At 62.8% G+C, this 18,319-nt stretch carries 16 protein-coding genes; 2 read left to right on the top strand and 14 right to left on the bottom strand.

The genetic code is table 11. From position 1 onward, the window contains the following. Positions 1-1,136: glycosyltransferase (locus tag NP534_RS18305; RefSeq protein WP_274099630.1), on the top strand; the 1,136-nt coding region annotated here is incomplete at its 5' end. A 138-nt stretch (positions 1,137-1,274) separates the two neighbouring features. Next, positions 1,275-4,004, top strand: a complete 2,730-nt coding sequence (locus NP534_RS18300; protein ID WP_274099629.1) for a dermonecrotic toxin domain-containing protein — start codon at positions 1,275-1,277, stop codon at positions 4,002-4,004. 32 nt (positions 4,005-4,036) lie between these two features. Here NP534_RS18300 and NP534_RS18295 read toward each other — a convergent pair whose 3' ends face one another. The 14 genes from NP534_RS18295 to flhA form a co-directional block, all read right to left on the bottom strand. Beyond that, complete coding sequence (locus NP534_RS18295) at positions 4,037-4,432, bottom strand: DUF2802 domain-containing protein (RefSeq protein WP_033699438.1); 396 nt, start codon at positions 4,430-4,432, stop codon at positions 4,037-4,039. A 1-nt stretch (position 4,433) separates the two neighbouring features. Then, on the bottom strand, positions 4,434-4,913 hold the full coding sequence (locus NP534_RS18290) for a chemotaxis protein CheW (protein WP_003254393.1): 480 nt from the start codon (positions 4,911-4,913) through the stop codon (positions 4,434-4,436). A 42-nt stretch (positions 4,914-4,955) separates the two neighbouring features. Then, positions 4,956-5,822: a CheW domain-containing protein gene (locus NP534_RS18285; protein ID WP_274099628.1), complete on the bottom strand. Its 867-nt coding sequence runs from the start codon at positions 5,820-5,822 to the stop codon at positions 4,956-4,958. Continuing rightward, positions 5,822-6,610: a ParA family protein gene (locus tag NP534_RS18280; RefSeq protein WP_033699440.1), complete on the bottom strand. Its 789-nt coding sequence runs from the start codon at positions 6,608-6,610 to the stop codon at positions 5,822-5,824. The genes NP534_RS18285 and NP534_RS18280 overlap by 1 nt, the downstream gene beginning before the upstream one ends. A gap of 77 nt (positions 6,611-6,687) precedes the next feature. Then, the gene (gene motD, locus NP534_RS18275; RefSeq protein WP_274099627.1) at positions 6,688-7,545 is read right to left on the bottom strand and encodes a flagellar motor protein MotD; all 858 of its coding nucleotides are present in this window, start codon (positions 7,543-7,545) and stop codon (positions 6,688-6,690) included. Positions 7,546-7,548: 3 nt separating this feature from the next. After that, a complete protein-coding gene (locus NP534_RS18270) occupies positions 7,549-8,289 on the bottom strand; it encodes a flagellar motor protein (RefSeq protein ID WP_274099626.1) in 741 nt (246 codons plus the stop codon). Beyond that, on the bottom strand, positions 8,289-9,407 hold the full coding sequence (locus NP534_RS18265) for a protein-glutamate methylesterase/protein-glutamine glutaminase (protein WP_274099625.1): 1,119 nt from the start codon (positions 9,405-9,407) through the stop codon (positions 8,289-8,291). Before NP534_RS18265 ends, NP534_RS18270 begins: the two co-directional genes overlap by 1 nt. Positions 9,408-9,453: 46 nt before the next feature. Next, entirely contained in the window at positions 9,454-11,649 is a 2,196-nt protein-coding gene (locus NP534_RS18260) for a chemotaxis protein CheA (protein ID WP_274099624.1), read from the bottom strand. Positions 11,650-11,661: 12 nt separating this feature from the next. Continuing rightward, positions 11,662-12,450: a protein phosphatase CheZ gene (locus NP534_RS18255; RefSeq protein ID WP_274099623.1), complete on the bottom strand. Its 789-nt coding sequence runs from the start codon at positions 12,448-12,450 to the stop codon at positions 11,662-11,664. A gap of 20 nt (positions 12,451-12,470) precedes the next feature. Further along, complete coding sequence (locus NP534_RS18250; RefSeq protein WP_077068541.1) at positions 12,471-12,845, bottom strand: chemotaxis response regulator CheY; 375 nt, start codon at positions 12,843-12,845, stop codon at positions 12,471-12,473. Between the two features lie 119 nt (positions 12,846-12,964). Then, a complete protein-coding gene (gene fliA, locus NP534_RS18245) occupies positions 12,965-13,705 on the bottom strand; it encodes an RNA polymerase sigma factor FliA (protein ID WP_033699449.1) in 741 nt (246 codons plus the stop codon). Further along, on the bottom strand, positions 13,702-14,535 hold the full coding sequence (fleN, locus tag NP534_RS18240; RefSeq protein WP_027593013.1) for a flagellar synthesis regulator FleN: 834 nt from the start codon (positions 14,533-14,535) through the stop codon (positions 13,702-13,704). Before fleN ends, fliA begins: the two co-directional genes overlap by 4 nt. A 93-nt stretch (positions 14,536-14,628) precedes the next feature. Further along, positions 14,629-15,936, bottom strand: a complete 1,308-nt coding sequence (gene flhF, locus NP534_RS18235; protein ID WP_274099622.1) for a flagellar biosynthesis protein FlhF — start codon at positions 15,934-15,936, stop codon at positions 14,629-14,631. An 11-nt stretch (positions 15,937-15,947) separates the two neighbouring features. Further along, positions 15,948-18,077 carry a flagellar biosynthesis protein FlhA gene (gene flhA / locus NP534_RS18230; RefSeq protein WP_033699451.1) on the bottom strand — a complete coding sequence of 710 codons (2,130 nt, stop codon included), beginning with the start codon at positions 18,075-18,077 and terminating at the stop codon, positions 15,948-15,950. Positions 18,078-18,319: the final 242 nt, after the last annotated feature.

The following is an 18,319-nucleotide window of genomic DNA, read 5'->3' as shown; positions in this document are numbered from 1 at the left end:
ACGCCGACGTGCTCTACGACATGGAGCACGATGCGTTCATTCTTGTGGGCGACATCAACGAGGTCGATCCGGACTACTTCATTGCCCGCACGGGCAGCAGGGACCTGGTCCAGATCGACCCCCGCACACGGCACGTTACCGACACCATGCGCATGAACAGCCTGCGTGCACTGGGGGTAGACCTGAAGTTACCGTTCGAGCTGTCTTCGTTACCCCCTGAATCCTTGGCCCCGCTACCGAAAAAGATTGCCTGCATCTGGGTGGGAGACCAGCACATCAACGCCGACCTCATCGCCAATCTGGACCACAACGCGCAGCACCTGGCTGGCACCGGTTTCGAATTTCGGCTGTACCTTTCCAACAGCGAGCCCCAGGTCTACACCGAGAACCTGGCCCGGCTGACTGAACAAGTGCCTGGCTTGCAGGTGCTGCCATTGGAGGAACAGCCTTTTTTCGCCACATTCCGCGAGAGCAAATCTTTCCGTCAATACGAGGACGCGCTGCAAGGTAATGGCGGGGTGGGCCGCAACTATGCGTCTGCTTCCGACGTGCTGCGCTATCGGCTGCTGCACCATGAAGGCGGTTTCTACATGGATATCGATGATGTACTGCTGGCCCCCGGCACCCCACCCATGAGGGCTGATGGCACGCCCACGGGCCCGCCCGGTGAACCGATCAGCGAGGTTGAACTGGCTGCTACCCCCCAAGGGCTGGTGCTGCAGCCGCCCATGGCCAATGAGCAACTGGGCATGCGCTGCGACTTCAACAACAGCATGATTGGCAGCCATCCGGGTAACCCGACACTCGACGCCATCTCCGAATTGATGCACCAACGGTACCTGGAAAACAACGATTTCTACTGGAGCAAACCCAACTTCAAGCAGGACCCTGCCGCGTTCGACCGCTACTGCAAACGGCTGAGCTACCTGACGGGGCCAAGGCTGCTGACCGATGTGATCGACAGTCGACTGCCCGAGTTGTACCAACTGCGGCAGCTGCTAAACCTTGCCAATCTGCCAAAGCTGAAACTGGCGCAATTCGTCGACGTGGACGGCGCTTACCAAGACCTGCTCAAAATGACGCCATTGAACCGCTTCGCCAAGGTCGGTGCTACTCACTCCTGGTACACCACCTGAATGCCATGCGCCAGGAGCACCGGGCAGGTTATCCGTAAGCGGTGCGCCTGCCTCACGGCGTCTGGCGCAGCACTATCTAACACCTGCATGAACAACCCTTGGTCATCCTGCGCTTCTCATCTACCCCAGGAGCACCGCATGCACGCCATCCCTCCTTGCAACCTCGGCATGGTACGCCAGGCACTGCAGGACTTCCCTCGCCCCGACACCCTGGCCATGGAGCTGCTGACCACCTGGCTGGGCCAACGCGACATCACGGATTCGCCGCTACTGATCGACGTGGTGACCCTTCACTACCAGGCCGCGCCTCTTACCGAGGGCGACGAGACCCTTGCCAACCCTGCGGTGATTAGCCAAAGAATGAACCTGGTCGAAGCATTGCTGGCCAACTGGCAAGGCGAACCCGCGACTGGCTATGGCGGCTTTCATTACGACGACTGGGCTGGGCTCGAGCCCGCCGGGCAAGTGTCCTTGGTCAAGCGTCTGGCACCGCTGAGCATTTTCTCCAATGCCTCGCCCTATCTTGTTTTCAACGGCCTGTACCGACGCATGGAGCCCAGCCGCTACGCACCGGACAACCGCCTGCCGATCCGTGCCGAAGCATTCCAGAGTTACCTGTGGAGCCTGCATTTTCACAACAGTTACAAAACCTGCCTGGATGACTTCTGGGCCAAACGTAAGGAGCAATATCGACGGGCCATCAAGATTGCCTTCATCGCCGCCTGCAACAAGCAAGTGCTGGACAACAGCCTGTCCAGCGCAGCACGCAAGCTGATATGGGAAGCAGCAGGGCTGCTGGCAGAAAAGAACCACCACGCTAGCATGCTCAATATCTATGGTTATCTCTCCACCAGCATCGTGCAGCTCCAACACACAAGCCTGCCGTTGGTCGTACTGTACATCCCAGGCAATGCATCGCCGCTGCACGAATTCGCCGACCAGCAGACGATGAAGAGCTGGCTGGCCAGGCAATGCCAAAGCCCCCCTACGCGCGATGCGCTGATGGCCTGTTTTGCCCGTACCGACTGGCCCGACGGCCTCGAATTCAGCGGCCTGCGCACCGCACTGCAGGGCCTTGGGCTGTACCCCAAGGCGCACCGCCTGAGCAATGATCATCCAGGTTTTGCCACCAGCGGCTTCTGGGATCCGCAACACGTCATCAGTTATCGTCCGGACAAATACGACAGCACCATCACAGGCGAGCTGTTCGAGTACCTGACGCTGATGCAGATGCGCCGCTCCTACACCGATGCCGACAACCAGATCACCAGCAACAATGCCATCGACAAGGCCAGGTGGGCCAGCTACCTCACCCTTGCCACCCACTTGCTACTGCCCCTGGTGGTGGTGCTCCCCGAGCTGACGCCGCTGTTGGTGGTTGGCGGCCTCACACAATTTGGCCTTGGCCTGGATGCCACCCTGCATGGCAAGACCCTGGAGGCAAAGGCGCAAGGCGTGGCGGATCAAACGTACGGCCTGTTGAACGCAGTGCCCGTCGGGGGGGATGGGGTCGTCAGATTCGCCGAGCTGTTCCGCTCTACCCGCCCCGGTTTCTTGCGCCCCGAACGCTTGGTCAACTTGCTCAACGACCGCCAGGGCGTGACGCCCGTGCTGGAGAGCCTGGAGCTGGAGCCAGCCGAACTGGCCTTCCGCGAGCAAGCCGTCATCTCGCCGACGCCGGACGCCGCGGTGGTGACCACGGTCGACGAAAAGCTGCAACACCATTTCATCGCCAGGCTTGATACGCCACGGGGCATCGTCAATGAATGGGTCGAATATGAGTTCGTCAGCGACAGTTTCATCCGCACGCGGGATACGCAAATGGTCAGCCCACCCCGGTGGGTGCGCGCCGCCGAAGGTGACGCTGCCCTGGTGCGCTCCCTGCAGCCGCGCAGGGCCACCCACCCCCAACGAATGGCGACGCTGCGCACCTTGGGTATCGATCTTGAGCTGCCGATCGACTACGAACCTTACGCTGCACTACAGCGTTCGGCGATTCCCAAGGTAGTCACTAGTGTCTGGCTGGGTGACAAGGTCCTGCAAGGCGAATTCCTCGAGGCGCTGGTGCATAACGCGCAGGTGATAGGCAACAGCGATTATCAATTCCGGATCCTGTTGTCGCGACAGAACGAAGTGGCCTACCTGCAGAATCTTGGAACGCTGCGCGCACGAGCCGAAAATGCCATGCTCATGCCGCTCGAAGACCAAGGGTTTTACCAGGATTTCAGCCAGTCGCCCTATTTCCCGCAGTACCGCGCCGCGATCGAGGGCAATCATGGCCAGGGGAGCAACTTTGCTTCGGCCTGCGACATCCTGCGCTACCGACTGCTCGAACACTACGGCGGCCTGTATCTGGATGCCGATGACCGCCTGCTGGCCGCCAGCAGCGTGGCGGATACAGCGCCGCTGGCCAGGCTGGAATTGCAGACCACCACGGATGGGCTGTTGTTGTCACCGCCGGTTTCCAATGACCCATTGGGCATGTACATCCAGTTCAACAGCAGCATCATTGGTAGCCACCCAGGCAACCCAACACTGGATGCGATATCGGACGAAATCGTGCGCCGCTATCAGCTGGAACCCGACTTCTACAACAGCCGCCCAGACCCACGCCAGGCGCCGCTGCCCTTTCAGGCCTACGCGCGGCGGCTCAACCTGTTGACAGGCCCAGGTGTGCTCAACCATGTGATCGACGAGCGCCTGCCCTGGCTCAAGCAACTGCGCGAACTCTGCACCCTGCTGGTGTCGCCGCTGTACGACCTGCATGCGACCCTTGAGTTGAGTAACTTGCATCGGGTCATCCGTGACCAGATACCGCTGGACCAGATAGCCAAAATGGGTCACGCCCATAGCTGGCTAGCCCCGTGAACCTCCCTTGAGCAAGGCGGTGAAGCGCTGCATCACTCGCTGCGGTGCAGCTTGCTCATCAACTCCGCCTCGGCCCGGGTCAGGCCGCAGGTTTCGGTCAGTTCCGACACGCTCGCGCCCATGCCGACCAGCTTGGCCGCCTGGCTGAAGGTGACGCTGCTGGGGTCGCGCTGTTCCAGCCGCTCCAGCCGGTCAGGCAGGGTGGCCAAGGTTTCGCGCAGGTCATGGATGGCCTCCCCCATGCGCACCGTACCATTCTGGTAGTCGTCCAGGCGCTTGCTCAGGTCTTTGATGCGTTGATCGCGCAGGGCATCGCCCTCGGCCTGTTGCGCGGCCAGCTCGCGCTGGCGCTTGCTGTGGTTGAGGAACATCCACAAGCTCAGCGCCCACAGCAGCGCCAGGAAGATGACAGCAACCTCGAAGATCAACTCAGATGTTCTCAAGCTCGGACCACTCTTCCTCGGTCATCATCTTGTCCAGCTCGACCAGGATCAGCAGTTCGCCGTTCTTGTTGCACACGCCCTGGATGAACTTGGCCGACTCTTCGTTACCCACGTTCGGCGCCGTCTCGATCTCGGACTGACGCAGGTAGACTACCTCGGCGACGCTGTCGACCAGGATGCCGACCACTTGCTTGTCCGCCTCGATGATGACGATACGGGTGTTGTCGGTCACCTCGGTCGGCATCAGGCCAAAACGCTGACGGGTGTCGATCACCGTCACCACGTTGCCGCGCAGGTTGATGATGCCCAGCACGTAGCTCGGTGCGCCCGGTACCGGGGCGATCTCGGTGTAGCGCAGCACTTCCTGCACCTGCATGACATTGATCCCGTAGGATTCATTGTCCAGACGGAAGGTTACCCACTGCAGAATCGGATCTTCGGAACCTTGTGCAGACGACTTTTTCATTCCCCTACCCCTTAAAGTCCGCCATAGGCGGTGTGTGCGGTGTCATTTGTGTTTGGCGTGCATCTGCTTGACCGCGCCACTGGCGATCAGCTCGGCCAGTTCGGCGACGTCGAGCAGGGCACACATGTGTTCGATCACCGTGCCGGCCAGCCACGGGCGTTGGCCACGCTGGCTGCGCCACTTGATCTCGGACGGGTCCAGGCGCAACGAGCGGCTGACCTGGTGCACGGCCAGCCCCCATTCGTAGCCCTGCACGGAAATCACATACTGCAGGCCCTGGCGGAAGTCGTCACGGTAGCGGTCGGGCATCACCCAGCGCGCGGTGTCGAGGACTTTGAGGTTGCCGGCCTGGCAGGTCAGGATGCCGAGAAACCAGTCAGGTTGGCCGAACAGCGGCGTCAGTTCCTGGCCGGCCAGGTTGTAGATCGAGCCCAGGCATACCAAGGGCACCGCCAGGGTCAAGCCGGCGACATCGAACAGCAGGCACTCGAACGGCTCCGCAGCCCAGGCCGGGCGGCCGTCGATACTTGCCGGGGGCACCGGCAGGTTCGGCGCGGGCAGGTGCACATCCACCAACGGCACTGCCGGTTCCACGGTCTGTTCTTCGGTCAGGACCGGGATGCTGGCCTCGGCCAGCACTTCGCTCTCGACTACCGTGACCACCGGTTCTTCCACCGGCAGCACGCTGGGCAACACCTTCAGCCGCGGCTCGGCAAAGGGCCGCGGCGCGACAGCGGCGGGCTGGGCGGGCTGGCGTGCTTCAGGTGCCTGTTCCTCGCGCACCGCATCGGCGACGTCTGCCGGCGGCTCGATCAGCTCGTCGGCCTCGGTGGCCTCCTGCAACAGGCCATCGAGGTAGGATTGCAGGGCCATCTGCGGCCGCGTGCCGGTTTGCCGGGTCTGGGTCATCAGGCCACCTGCACTGCGTTTTTGTAAGTGAGCAAGTGCTTGAGCAGCGCCCGGTAGGCAATCAGGCCACGGCTCTTGCCATCGAACTGCGACGGCGTGACGCCCTTGCGGCTGGCATCGCGCAAGCGGGTATCGACCGGGATGTAACCCTGCCAGACATTCTGCTCATAGGTGTCGCGCAACAGTTTGAGCGTGCCCAGGGAAGCCTGGGTACGGCGGTCGAACAGGGTCGGCACGATCTGGTAAGGCAAGGCCTGTTTACGCGAACGGTTGACCATGGCCAAGGTCCCGACCATGCGCTCCAGGCCCTTCACCGCCAGGAACTCGGTCTGTACCGGGATCACCAGCTGCTGGCTCGCGGCCAGGGCATTGACCATCAGCACGCCCAGCAAGGGCGGGCTGTCGATCAAGGCGAAGTCGAAGTCCTGCCACAACTGCGCCAGACTCTTGGCGATCACCAGGCCCAGGCCGTTCTTGCCCGGCGACTGGCGCTCCAGCACCGCCAGCGCGGTGCTCGAAGGCAGCAGCGAGATACGCTCATCGCTGGTCGGCAGCAGCAGCTGCCCAGGCAAACCCTCGGGCACGCTGCCCTGGTGCAGGAACAGGTCATAGCAGCTGTGCTCCAGCGCATCGGGGTTGTGCCCGAAGTAACTGGTCATCGAACCGTGCGGGTCGAGGTCGACGACGACCACGCGCTTGCCCGCCTCAGCCAGCAGCCCAGCCAGGGCGATGGTCGTGGTGGTCTTGCCGACACCACCTTTTTGATTGGCTACTGCCCAGACTCTCATCGTTCGTTGCTTCCTCCCGGTGTGGCCGCCTGCCCTGCCGGGAACGGTATGGTATTCGGTGACGGAGAATTGACGAGTTACTGCCCCGCCGCCATTGCTGGCGTAGCCGGTGCACTTTGTGTGCCAGCCCGGCGCAACGCAGCATCGGGCGTGGCATTGGCGCTGCCAGAGCCGGTCAGGCTGCGGCGCACTTCGAGGTTACGGGAAATCACCAGTACCACGCGGCGGTTGCGGGCACGGCCTTCGGCGCTGTCGTTGCTGGCGACGGGCTGGTACTCGCCATAGCCCACCGATGCCATGCGCGCCGGGTTCACCCCTTCCATGGCCAGCAAGCGGACGATGCTGGCCGCCCGTGCCGAGGACAACTCCCAGTTGGTCGGGTACTGCGCGGTGCGAATCGGCAGGTTGTCGGTAAAGCCTTCGACATGCACCGGGTTGGCGAACGGCTCGAGAATGTTAGCCACCTTCTCGATGATCGCGAACGCCTTGTCGCTGGGCATGGCATCGCCGCTGCCGAACAGCAGCGAGGAGTTGAGCTCGATTTCGATCCACAGCTCATTGCCGCGCACGGTCATCTGGTCGGTCTTGATCAGGTCGCCAAAGGCGTCGCGCACATCGTCACTGATGGTCTTCAGCGGGTCGACATTGGTTTGCGCAAGGCCCGCCTCGGTCTGCTCGCTTTCCCTCACCAAGGGCTCGGCCGGGCGCACGCTCAGGGGTTGCTCATCCCCGATCGGGATTGGTTTCATGCTCCGTTCAGGGTCGTTGAACACCCCGATCAAGGCCTGCGAGATGACCTTGTACTTGCCCTCGTTGATCGAGGAAATCGAGTACATGACCACGAAAAACGCGAACAGCAAGGTAATGAAGTCGGCGTACGACACCAGCCAGCGTTCGTGATTCTCGTGTTCCTCGGTATGACGACGGCGACGCATGGGTTACTCCATGAAGCCTTGCAGCTTCAGTTCGATCGAGCGCGGATTCTCACCCTCGGCAATCGACAACAGGCCTTCGAGCAGCATCTCGCGGTAGCGCGACTGGCGCATGACGATGGCCTTGAGCTTGTTGGCAATCGGCAACAGGATCAGGTTGGCGCTGGCCACACCGTAGATGGTGGCGACGAACGCCACGGCGATGCCGTTACCCAGCTGCGACGGGTCGGCCAGGTTGCCCATGACGTGGATCAGGCCCATGACCGCACCGATGATACCGATGGTTGGCGCATAGCCGCCCATGCTCTCGAACACCTTGGCAGCCTGGATGTCACGGCCCTCCTGGGTCAGGAAGTCGACTTCAAGGATGCTGCGGATGGCTTCGGGCTCGGCGCCGTCGACCAACAGCTGCAGGCCCTTGCGCGCATACGGGTCAGGTTCGGCATCGGCCACCCCTTCCAGGCCCAGCAGGCCTTCCTTGCGCGCCGTCAGGCTCCAGTTGACCACCCGGTCGATACCACCGGCCAGGTCGACGCGCGGTGGAAAGAGGATCCAGCGCAGGATCTGCAAGGCCCGTTTGAAAGCCGGCAATGGCGACTGCAGCAAGGCCGCCGCCAAGGTACCGCCCAACACGATCAAGCCCGCCGGGCCGTTGAGCAGCGCGCCGACATGCCCGCCTTCGAGGAAGTTGCCGCCGACAATCGCGACGAACGCCAGGATCAGGCCAATCAGGCTTAGCACGTCCATCAGACGCAGGCCTCGACCAGGTGCTTGCCGATTTCGTCCAGGCTGTACACCGCGTCGGCCAGGTTGGCCTTGACGATGGCCATGGGCATGCCATAGATCACGCAGCTGGCTTCATCCTGGGCCCACACGGTACTGCCACCCTGCTTGAGCAGGCGCGCGCCTTCACGGCCATCGGCGCCCATGCCGGTCAGCACCACCGACAGCACCTTGTCGCCGTACGACTTGGCCGCCGAGCCGAAGGTGATGTCCACGCACGGTTTGTAGTTCAGGCGCTCGTCGCCGGGCAGGATCTTCACCGTGCCGCGGCCATCGATCATCATCTGCTTGCCACCTGGGGCCAGCAGCGCCAGGCCTGGGCGCAGCACGTCACCGTCCTCGGCTTCCTTCACGCTGATCTTGCACAGCTTGTCCAGGCGCTCGGCAAAGGCCTTGGTGAAGGCCGCCGGCATGTGCTGGATCAGCACGATGGGCGCCGGGAAGTTGCCAGGCAGTTGCGTCAGTACCCGCTGCAGCGCCACCGGGCCGCCCGTGGAGGTACCGATGGCCACCAGCTTGTAGGGTTTGCGCTTGGGTGCCGGGGCATGTGCCGCTGGCGCTGCCGCCGCACGCACCGGCGCGGCAGTGCGCACCGGTGCGGGGCTGGCGAAGCTGCTGGTTGGCGCAGCGCTGCTGGCGGCCGGTGCGGCGGCTGGCGCGGGGCTGTAGCTGCCGAAACGGCGGTTGCTGCGCGACAGGGTGTGCACCTTCTCGCACAGCAGTTGCTTGACCTTCTCCGGGTTGCGCGAGATGTCCTCGAAGTTCTTCGGCAGGTAATCCACCGCACCGGCATCCAGTGCGTCCAGGGTCACCCGGGCGCCTTCGTGGGTCAGCGAAGAGAACATCAGTACCGGCGTCGGGCAGCGCTGCATGATGTGCCGCACCGCCGTGATGCCGTCCATCATGGGCATCTCGTAGTCCATGGTGATGACATCGGGCTTGAGCGCCAGCGCCTGGTCGATTGCTTCCTTGCCATTGGTCGCGGTACCCACTACCTGGATCGTCGGGTCCGCCGAGAGGATTTCCGAGACGCGGCGGCGGAAGAAACCGGAATCATCCACCACCAGGACCTTGACTGCCATAAACACTCCATTAGGCGGCGCAACCCGCCAGGGTGCGCCACCGAAATCAAATACGCCGCGCGGCGTAACGCTTGAGCATGCTCGGGACGTCGAGGATCAACGCGATGCGACCGTCGCCGGTGATAGTGGCCCCGGACATGCCCGGCGTGCCCTGCAGCATCTTGCCCAGCGGCTTGATTACCACTTCTTCCTGGCCCACCAGTTGATCGACGACAAAGCCAATGCGTTGGGTACCGACCGAGAGGATCACCACGTGGCCCTCATGCTGCTCTTCGTGCACCTGGCCCTGCACCAGCCAGCGCTTGAGGTAGAACAGCGGCAGCGCCTTGTCGCGCACGATCACCACTTCCTGGCCATCGACCACATTGGTGCGCGACAGGTCGAGGTGGAAGATCTCGTTGACGTTGACCAGCGGGAAGGCGAAGGCCTGGTTGGCCAGCATCACCATCAGGGTCGGCATGATCGCCAGGGTCAGCGGCACCTTGATGACGATCTTCGAGCCCTGGCCCTTGGCCGAGTAGATGTTGATCGAGCCATTGAGCTGGGAAATCTTGGTCTTCACCACGTCCATGCCGACACCACGGCCGGACACGTCGGAGATCTCGGTCTTGGTCGAGAAGCCCGGGGCGAAGATCAGGTTGTAGCAGTCCGACTCGCTCAGACGCTCGGCGGCGTCCTTGTCCATCAGGCCCTTCTCCACCGCCTTGGCGCGCAAGATGTTGGGGTCCATGCCCTTGCCGTCATCGGAGATCGACAGCAGGATATGGTCGCCTTCCTGCTCGGCCGACAACACCACCCGGCCGGTCCGCGCTTTGCCGGACGCTTCACGCTCGTCGGGCATTTCCACGCCATGGTCGACCGCATTGCGCACCAAGTGCACCAACGGGTCGGCCAGGGCCTCGACGAGGTTCTTGTCGAGGTCGGTCTCTTCACCGACCAGCTCCAGGTTGATCTCTTTCTTGAGCTGGCGGGCCAGGTCGCGAACCAGGCGCGGGAAGCGGCCGAAGACTTTCTTGATCGGCTGCATGCGGGTCTTCATGACTGCGGTCTGCAGGTCGGCGGTGACCACGTCGAGGTTCGACACGGCCTTGGACATGGCCTCGTCGCCGCTGTTCAGGCCCAGGCGCACCAGGCGGTTACGCACCAGCACCAGTTCGCCGACCATGTTCATGATCTCGTCCAGGCGCGCGGTGTCGACGCGCACGGTGGTTTCTGCCTCGCTGACGGCATGCTTTTCTGCCGCAGGGGCCGGCGCCCGTGGTGCAGGCGCAGGCTTGCTGACAGGCGCCGGTGCGGGCTTGGCCACTGGCTTGCTTTCGACCTTGGCAGCGACAGTTGCTTCGACCGCGACGGCGTCGCCAGAGAACTTGCCCTTGCCGTGCAACTGGTCGAGCAAGGCTTCGAATTCGTGCTCGCTGATAGCGTCACTGGCCGTGGCGGCCGGTGCAGTGCTCACGGGCGCAACTGCAGCGGCGGCGGGCAAGGCATCGGCCTGGAAGGTGCCCTTGCCATGCAGCTGATCGAGCAGCGACTCGAATTCTTCATCGGTGATTTCATCGCTGACCGGCACGGGGGCGCTGGCCACCGGCTCAGCGACGACTTCGGCGCTGAACTGGCCTTTGCCATGCAACTGGTCGAGCAGCGATTCGAACTCGGCGTCGGTGATCTCGTCACTGGCGCCGCTGACGCTCTCGCCTTGCAGCTGCTCATCGGCAGCGGCCTGAGCCTTGACCGCGTCAAGCGAGTCGAGCAACTGCTCGAATTCGCTGTCGGTGATGTCCGGCTCTTCGGCAGGCGCTGCGGCCAGCGGTTCAGCGGCCGCAGGCTCGGCAGCGGCGACTTCGTCAGCAGCGGCAGGCTCGGCCAGGCGCGACAACGCGGCCAGCAGCTCCGGGGTGGCCGGGATGACTTCGCTGCGCTCGCGGACCTGGCCAAACATGTTGTTGACCGTGTCCAGCGCTTCGAGCACCACGTCCATCAACTCGGCGTCGACCCGGCGCTCACCTTTGCGCAGGATGTCGAACACGTTCTCGGCGATATGGCAGCACTCCACCAGCTCGTTGAGCTGGAGGAAGCCGGCGCCCCCTTTTACAGTGTGGAAACCGCGAAAAATGGCATTGAGCAGGTCGGCATCATCCGGTCGGCTTTCCAGCTCGACCAATTGCTCGGACAGTTGCTCAAGAATTTCGCCGGCTTCTACCAGGAAATCCTGAAGGATTTCTTCATCGGCGCCGAAGCTCATTAAACGTGCTCCTTAAAAACCCAGACTGGACAGCAGATCATCGACATCGTCCTGACCGGACACGACGTCTTCACGCTTATCGGCATGAATCTGCGGACCTTCACCCCGAGTCGGATGTTTTTCTTGATCTTTTTCAGCGCGAAGCTGCTGGTGGTCATGTTCGATGCCGGCAAAACGGTCGACCTGACTGGCCATCAGCACGAGCTTGAGCAGGTTGCTTTCCACTTCGGTGACCAACGCGGTGACCCGCTTGATCACCTGGCCGGTCAGGTCTTGGTAGTCCTGAGCCAGCAGAATGTCGTTGAGATGGCCGGAAACCTTGCGATTGCCTGCGGCGCTGTGCGTCAGGAAACTGTCGACACGTTTGACCAGGTCACGGAATTCTGGCGCAGCGACTTCGCGGCGCATGAAGCGCTGCCAGTCGACGCTCAGGGCCTTGGCCTCACCTGCCAGGTCGTTGAGCACCGGCGTGCTTTCCTCGACCAGGTCCATGGTGCGGTTGGCCGCACCCTCGGTCAGCTTGACCACATAGGACAGGCGCTCGGTGGCGTCGGTGATCTGCGAGACTTCCTCGGCCTGCGGCATGTTCGGGTCGATCTGGAAGCTGACGATGGCGCTGTGCAGCTCTCGGGTCAGCTTGCCGACTTCCTGGTACAGGCCACGGTCGCGGGTCTGGTTCAGCTGATGAATCAGCTGCACCGCCTCGCCGAAGCGACCACGCTCCAGGCTCTCGACCAATTCCTGGGCATGTTTCTTCAGGGTCGTTTCGAACTCCCCCAAAGACGTTTGTGATGAATCCATGGCGCGCCCCCTGACGTGACTCAGCCGTTGACGCGTTCGAAGATCTTCTCGATCTTTTCTTTGAGCACCTGAGCGGTGAACGGCTTGACCACGTAACCATTGACGCCGGCCTGGGCCGCTTCGATGATCTGGTCACGCTTGGCTTCGGCGGTCACCATCAGTACCGGCATGGTTTTCAGCTTCTCGCTGGCGCGGACTTTACGCAGCAGGTCGATACCGGACATGCCCGGCATGTTCCAGTCGGTCACTAGGAAGTCGTAGTGGCCGTTTTCCAGCATCGGCAACGCCGTGGTGCCGTCATCGGCTTCGTCGGTGTTGGTGAAGCCCAGATCACGTAGCAGGTTCTTGATGATCCGCCGCATCGTCGAAAAGTCGTCAACGATGAGGATTTTCATGTTCTTGTCCAATTAGACCTCCAAGCAGTCTCAAACGCGCTCGGCCCCCGAGCACGCATTCATTCAATTCGGCACAACGTGAAACGGCTGCAGCGTCTTCAACGGCGAACGGTTGGCACTCAGCGCGCCCGCCATTCACCCAGACGGCTGCGCAAACGTGCGGCGCACTGGCTGTGCAGCTGGCTTACGCGCGACTCGCTGACCCCCAGCACCTCACCGATTTCCTTGAGGTTCAGCTCTTCGTCGTAGTACAGCGCCAGCACCAGCCGCTCGCGCTCTGGCAGGTTGGCGATGGCATCGGTCAGGGCAGCCTGGAAGCGCTCGTCTTCAAGGTCGCGCGACGGCTCGACCTGGCCACTGGCGCCGTCCTCGTGCAGCCCTTCGTGCTCGCCGTCCTGCAACAGGTCGTCGAAGCTGAACAGCCGGCTGCCCAAGGTATCGTTCAAAATCCCGTAGTAATCGTCGAGACTCAATTGGAGTTCGGCCGCAACCTCGTGATCTTTAGCGTCGCGACCGGTTCTTGCTTCAACAGCGCGCATTGCGTCACTGACCATGCGTGTGTTGCGGTGTACCGAACGCGGAGCCCAATCGCCTTTGCGGACCTCATCGAGCATCGCGCCGCGGATGCGGATACCGGCGTAGGTTTCGAAGCTGGCGCCCTTGCTGGCGTCGTACTTGTTGGCCACTTCCAGCAGGCCGATCATGCCGGCCTGGATCAGGTCTTCGACCTGGACGTTGGCCGGCAGCCGCGCCAGCAGGTGATAGGCAATGCGCTTGACCAGCGGGGCGTAGCGTTCGATCAGCTCGTACTGGGCGTCTTTCGACGCCCTGCTGTACATCTTGAAGCCGCTCGCACTCATAGCACCGGTCCTGCGCTGGTGGGCTGCACCAGACGCTCGACGAAGAACTCCAGGTGCCCGCGCGGGTTGGCCGGCAACGGCCAGCTGTCGACCTTCTGCGCAATGGCCTTGAAGGCCAGCGCGCACTTGGAGCGCGGGAACGCTTCGTACACCGCGCGCTGCTTCTGCACCGCCTTGCGCACGCACTCGTCGTACGGCACGGCGCCGACATACTGCAAGGCCACGTCGAGGAAGCGGTCGGTGACCTTGGTCAACTTGGCGAACAGGTTGCGCCCTTCCTGCGGGCTCTGGGCCATGTTGGCCAGCACGCGGAAGCGGTTCATGCCGTAATCGCGGTTGAGCAGCTTGATCAGCGCATAGGCGTCGGTGATCGAGGTGGGCTCGTCGCAGACCACCAGCAGCACTTCCTGGGCCGCGCGAACGAAGCTGACCACCGAGTCACCAATACCTGCAGCGGTGTCGATCACCAGCACGTCGAGGTTGTCGCCGACATCGCTGAAAGCCTGGATCAGGCCGGCGTGCTGGGCCGGCGCCAGGTGCACCATGCTCTGGGTGCCGGAGGCCGCCGGTACGATGCGCACACCGCCCGGCCCCTGCAGCATCACATCGCGCAGCTCGCAGCGCCCTTCGATGACATCGGCCAGGGTGCGTTTGGGGGTAAGCCCAAGCAATACGTCGACATTGGCCAGGCCCAGGTCGGCGTCCAGCAACATGACCCTGCGGCCAAGCTCGGCCAGCGCCAGAGACAGGTTCACTGAAACGTTAGTTTTGCCGACGCCACCTTTGCCACCGGTCACGGCGATCACCTGTACGGGATGCATGCTACCCATGTCTGTTCTTTACCTTGTCTCGCTGGGACTCAGGCCACACGTGAGGCAATTCTGCGTGCCCCTTGGCATAGCTACTTTGCACACGCTTCATCATCAACCCGCTCGCCGTGGGTTGTGGTAGAGATCAGCGAACATGTCGGCCATGGCCTCTTCGCTGGGCTCATCCTGCTGTTGCACATTGACCGCGCGCGTTACCAGTTGGTGCGCCCGTGGCAAGTGCAAATCGTCAGGAATACGTGGCCCATCGGTCAGGTAGGCCACCGGCAATTCATGACTGATGGCAAGGCTCAGCACATCGCCGAGGCTTGCCGTTTCATCGAGTTTGGTCAGGATGCAACCGGCCAGGCCACACCGCTTGTAGCTGTGGTAGGCGGCGGTCAGCACCTGCTTCTGGCTGGTGGTTGCCAGCACCAGGTAGTTCTTCGAGGCGATGCCCCGGCTCGCCAGGGTTTCGAGCTGCATGCGCAGGGCCGGATCGCTGGCCTGCAGGCCGGCGGTATCGATCAGCACCACGCGCTTGCGCAGCAGCGGCTCCAGCGCCTGGGCCAGCGACTGGCCCGGGTCGACGTAGGTCACCGGCACGTTGAGGATACGCCCCAGGGTCTTGAGCTGCTCCTGGGCACCGATGCGGAAGCTGTCCATGCTCACCAGCGCCAGCTGCGGGGCGCCGTACTTGAGCACGTAACGCGCAGCCAGCTTGGCCAGGGTGGTGGTCTTGCCCATGCCGGCCGGGCCGACCATGGCGATCACACCGCCCTCTTCGATCGGCTCGACCTCGGGAATCTCGATCATCCGCGCCAGGTGCGCCAGCAGCATGCGCCAGGCCTGGCGCGGCTCTTCGATCTCGGTGGTGAGTTCGAGCAGCTCGCGGGCAATCGGGCCGGACAGGCCGATGCGCTGCAGGCGGCGCCAGAGGTTGGCCTGCTGGGGCTTGCTGCCTTGCAACTGGCTCCAGGCCAGCGAGCCGAGTTGCACTTCCAGCAGCTCGCGCAGGCCCGACAGCTCCGAGCGCATGGCATCGAACAGCCGTGGGTCGACCGGGGCCGGGGTGGGCGCTGCGGTAGGCGCCGGCGCATCCACGTGCGGCTCGATCAACGGTTCCGAGGCGGTCAGCGACTGCCCGGCGAACAATTGGCGGTTGTTGTCGCTGCTGTCGCTGCGCTGGTCCAGTTCGGCCTGGGCCGTGGCGATGCGCGTGTGGGTCTTGCGCAGCTCTTCTTCAAGCTCGGCGTTGGGTACGCGCGGGGCCAGTGCGGACAGCTTGTAGTCCAGCGCCGCCGTCAATTCGACACCACCGGCAATGCGGCGGTTACCGATGATGGCGGCATCGGAGCCAAGCTCATCCCGGACCAGCTTCATGGCCTGACGCATATCGGCGGCGAAAAATCGCTTAACTTGCATTATCCACTACCTCAGCCGTTAGGGCCCACGGTGGCAACGATGGTGACTTGCTTGTTGTCAGGTATTTCCTGATACGCCAGAACATGCAAATTCGGTACAGCCAGGCGACCGAAGCGCGACAGCATGGCGCGGATCGGGCCGGCGACCAGAAGAATGGCCGGCTGGCCCTGCATCTCTTGGCGCTGGGCCGCGTCAATCAGCGAACGCTGCAGCTTTTCGGCCATGCTCGGCTCCAGAAGAACACCGTCTTCCTGACCCTGCCCGGCCCTTTGCAGACTATTGAGCAAAATCTGTTCCAACCTTGGCTCCAGGGTGATCACCGGCAGCTCCGACTCAACGCCGACAATGCTTTGCACGATGGCGCGACACAATCCGACGCGCACCGCCGCGACCAGCGCGGCGGTATCTTGACTCTTGCCGGCGTTGTTGGCGATAGCCTCGGCGATGCTGCGGATATCGCGCACCGGCACCTGCTCGGACAACAACGCTTGCAAGACCTTGAGCAAGCCCGACAAGGAAATGACACCCGGCACCAGCTCTTCTGCAAGTTTAGGCGAAGCCTTGCCCAGCACCTGCAGCAGTTGCTGGACCTCTTCGTGGCCGATCAGCTCGTGACAGTGCTTTTGCAGGATCTGGTTGAGGTGGGTGGCCACCACGGTACTGGCGTCCACCACGGTGTAGCCCAGCGACTGCGCCTGGGAGCGCTGGCCAACGTCGATCCACACCGCCTCCAGGCCAAACGCCGGGTCGCGCGCGGCAATGCCGTTGAGGGTGCCAAATACCTGGCCTGGATTGATCGCCAACTCGCGGTCCGGGTAGATTTCCGCTTCGGCCAGAATCACCCCCATCAAGGTCAGGCGGTAGGCACTGGGCTGCAGGTCGAGGTTGTCGCGAATGTGCACGGTGGGCATGAGGAAGCCCAGGTCCTGGGACAGCTTCTTGCGCACGCCCTTGATCCGCGCCAGCAACTGGCCACCTTGGTTACGGTCGACCAGCGGGATCAGCCGATAGCCCACTTCCAGGCCGATCATGTCGATCGGGGTAACGTCGTCCCAGCCCAGCTCCTTGGTCTCCAGCGCACGCTGCGGCGAGGGCAGCAGGTCCTGCTGGCGCTGCACCTCTGCCTGGGCCTTGGCCTTGACCTGCTGCTGTTTCTTCCACACCAGGTAGGCGCCGCCGCAGGCCATCAGGCCGAGACTGAGGAAGGCCACGTGCGGCATGCCCGGCACCAGGCCCATGACGATCATCAGGCCGCCGGACACCGCCAGCGCCTTGGGCGAATCGAACATCTGCCGGTTGATCAGCTTGCCCATGTCTTCCGAGCCCGAGGCGCGGGTGACCATGATGGCCGCGGCGGTGGACAACAGCAGTGATGGCAATTGCGCCACCAAACCGTCACCGATGGTCAGCAGGGCGTACACCTTGCCGGCTTCGCTGAACGGCATGCCATGCTGGAGCATGCCGATGAGCATGCCGCCGATGAGGTTGATGAACAGGATCAACAGGCCGGCGATAGCATCGCCGCGCACGAACTTGCTGGCACCGTCCATCGAGCCGTAGAACTCGGCCTCCTGGGCCACCTCGGTACGGCGCGCCTTGGCCTGGGCCTGGTCGATCAGGCCGGCGTTGAGGTCGGCGTCGATGGCCATCTGTTTGCCCGGCATCGCATCGAGGGTAAAGCGTGCACTCACCTCGGAAATACGCCCGGCGCCCTTGGTGACCACCACGAAGTTGATGATCATGAGGATGGCGAACACCACCGCACCGACCACGTAATTGCCGCCGATGACCACTTCACCGAAGGCCTGGATCACCTTGCCTGCGGCGCCATGGCCCTCCTGGCCGTGGAGCATGACCACCCGGGTGGACGCCACGTTCAGCGCCAGGCGCAGCAAGGTCGCCACCAGCAGGATGGTGGGGAATGCGGCGAAGTCGAGCGGGCGCAGGGCGTACACGCAGACCAGCAGTACCACGATCGACAGGGCGATGTTGAAGGTGAAGAACACGTCGAGCAAGAACGGCGGTATTGGCAACATCATCATTGCCAACATCACCAGCAGCAACAGCGGCACGCCCAGGTTGCCCCGGCCGAGACCGGCCAGGTTGTGGCGGGCGTTGCTGATTAACTGAGTGCGATCCACCGCGAGTCCTCTTGATGCAAAACTTTGACGCCCAGGGGGCGCCTGGGCGTGGCTCTGCAAGAAGCCTTCCAACTTTGCTATTTGGATGTACGCCGTGGGATTTGGATGTATGCCGTGGGATTTTCGAATGCAGTTAGATCGAGCGCCGCCCGCGCGGCGCATCGCGAGCGAAGCTCGCTCCTACATTTGTTTCGGGCCAGTAACACCTGAACCTACGCGCGCGACCGCCTTGTTTGTACGAC

Origin of the sequence: Pseudomonas sp. 39004 (genome assembly GCF_028682155.1) — a bacterium.
GTDB classification, from domain to species: domain Bacteria; phylum Pseudomonadota; class Gammaproteobacteria; order Pseudomonadales; family Pseudomonadaceae; genus Aquipseudomonas; species Aquipseudomonas capeferrum.
The sequence above is the reverse complement of the archived record's forward strand: the minus strand, read 5'-3'. Positions and strand labels throughout refer to the sequence as shown.

Coding starts and splice junctions, on each gene's coding strand:
- NP534_RS18300 (WP_274099629.1), top strand. CDS start 1,275: ATGCACGCCATCCCTCCTTGCAACCTCGGCATGGTACGCCAGGCACTG.
- NP534_RS18290 (WP_003254393.1), bottom strand. CDS start 4,913: ATGAAAAAGTCGTCTGCACAAGGTTCCGAAGATCCGATTCTGCAGTGG.
- NP534_RS18285 (WP_274099628.1), bottom strand. CDS start 5,822: ATGACCCAGACCCGGCAAACCGGCACGCGGCCGCAGATGGCCCTGCAA.
- NP534_RS18280 (WP_033699440.1), bottom strand. CDS start 6,610: ATGAGAGTCTGGGCAGTAGCCAATCAAAAAGGTGGTGTCGGCAAGACC.
- motD (WP_274099627.1), bottom strand. CDS start 7,545: ATGCGTCGCCGTCGTCATACCGAGGAACACGAGAATCACGAACGCTGG.
- NP534_RS18270 (WP_274099626.1), bottom strand. CDS start 8,289: ATGGACGTGCTAAGCCTGATTGGCCTGATCCTGGCGTTCGTCGCGATT.
- NP534_RS18265 (WP_274099625.1), bottom strand. CDS start 9,407: ATGGCAGTCAAGGTCCTGGTGGTGGATGATTCCGGTTTCTTCCGCCGC.
- NP534_RS18260 (WP_274099624.1), bottom strand. CDS start 11,649: ATGAGCTTCGGCGCCGATGAAGAAATCCTTCAGGATTTCCTGGTAGAA.
- NP534_RS18255 (WP_274099623.1), bottom strand. CDS start 12,450: ATGGATTCATCACAAACGTCTTTGGGGGAGTTCGAAACGACCCTGAAG.
- NP534_RS18250 (WP_077068541.1), bottom strand. CDS start 12,845: ATGAAAATCCTCATCGTTGACGACTTTTCGACGATGCGGCGGATCATC.
- fliA (WP_033699449.1), bottom strand. CDS start 13,705: ATGAGTGCGAGCGGCTTCAAGATGTACAGCAGGGCGTCGAAAGACGCC.
- fleN (WP_027593013.1), bottom strand. CDS start 14,535: ATGGGTAGCATGCATCCCGTACAGGTGATCGCCGTGACCGGTGGCAAA.
- flhF (WP_274099622.1), bottom strand. CDS start 15,936: ATGCAAGTTAAGCGATTTTTCGCCGCCGATATGCGTCAGGCCATGAAG.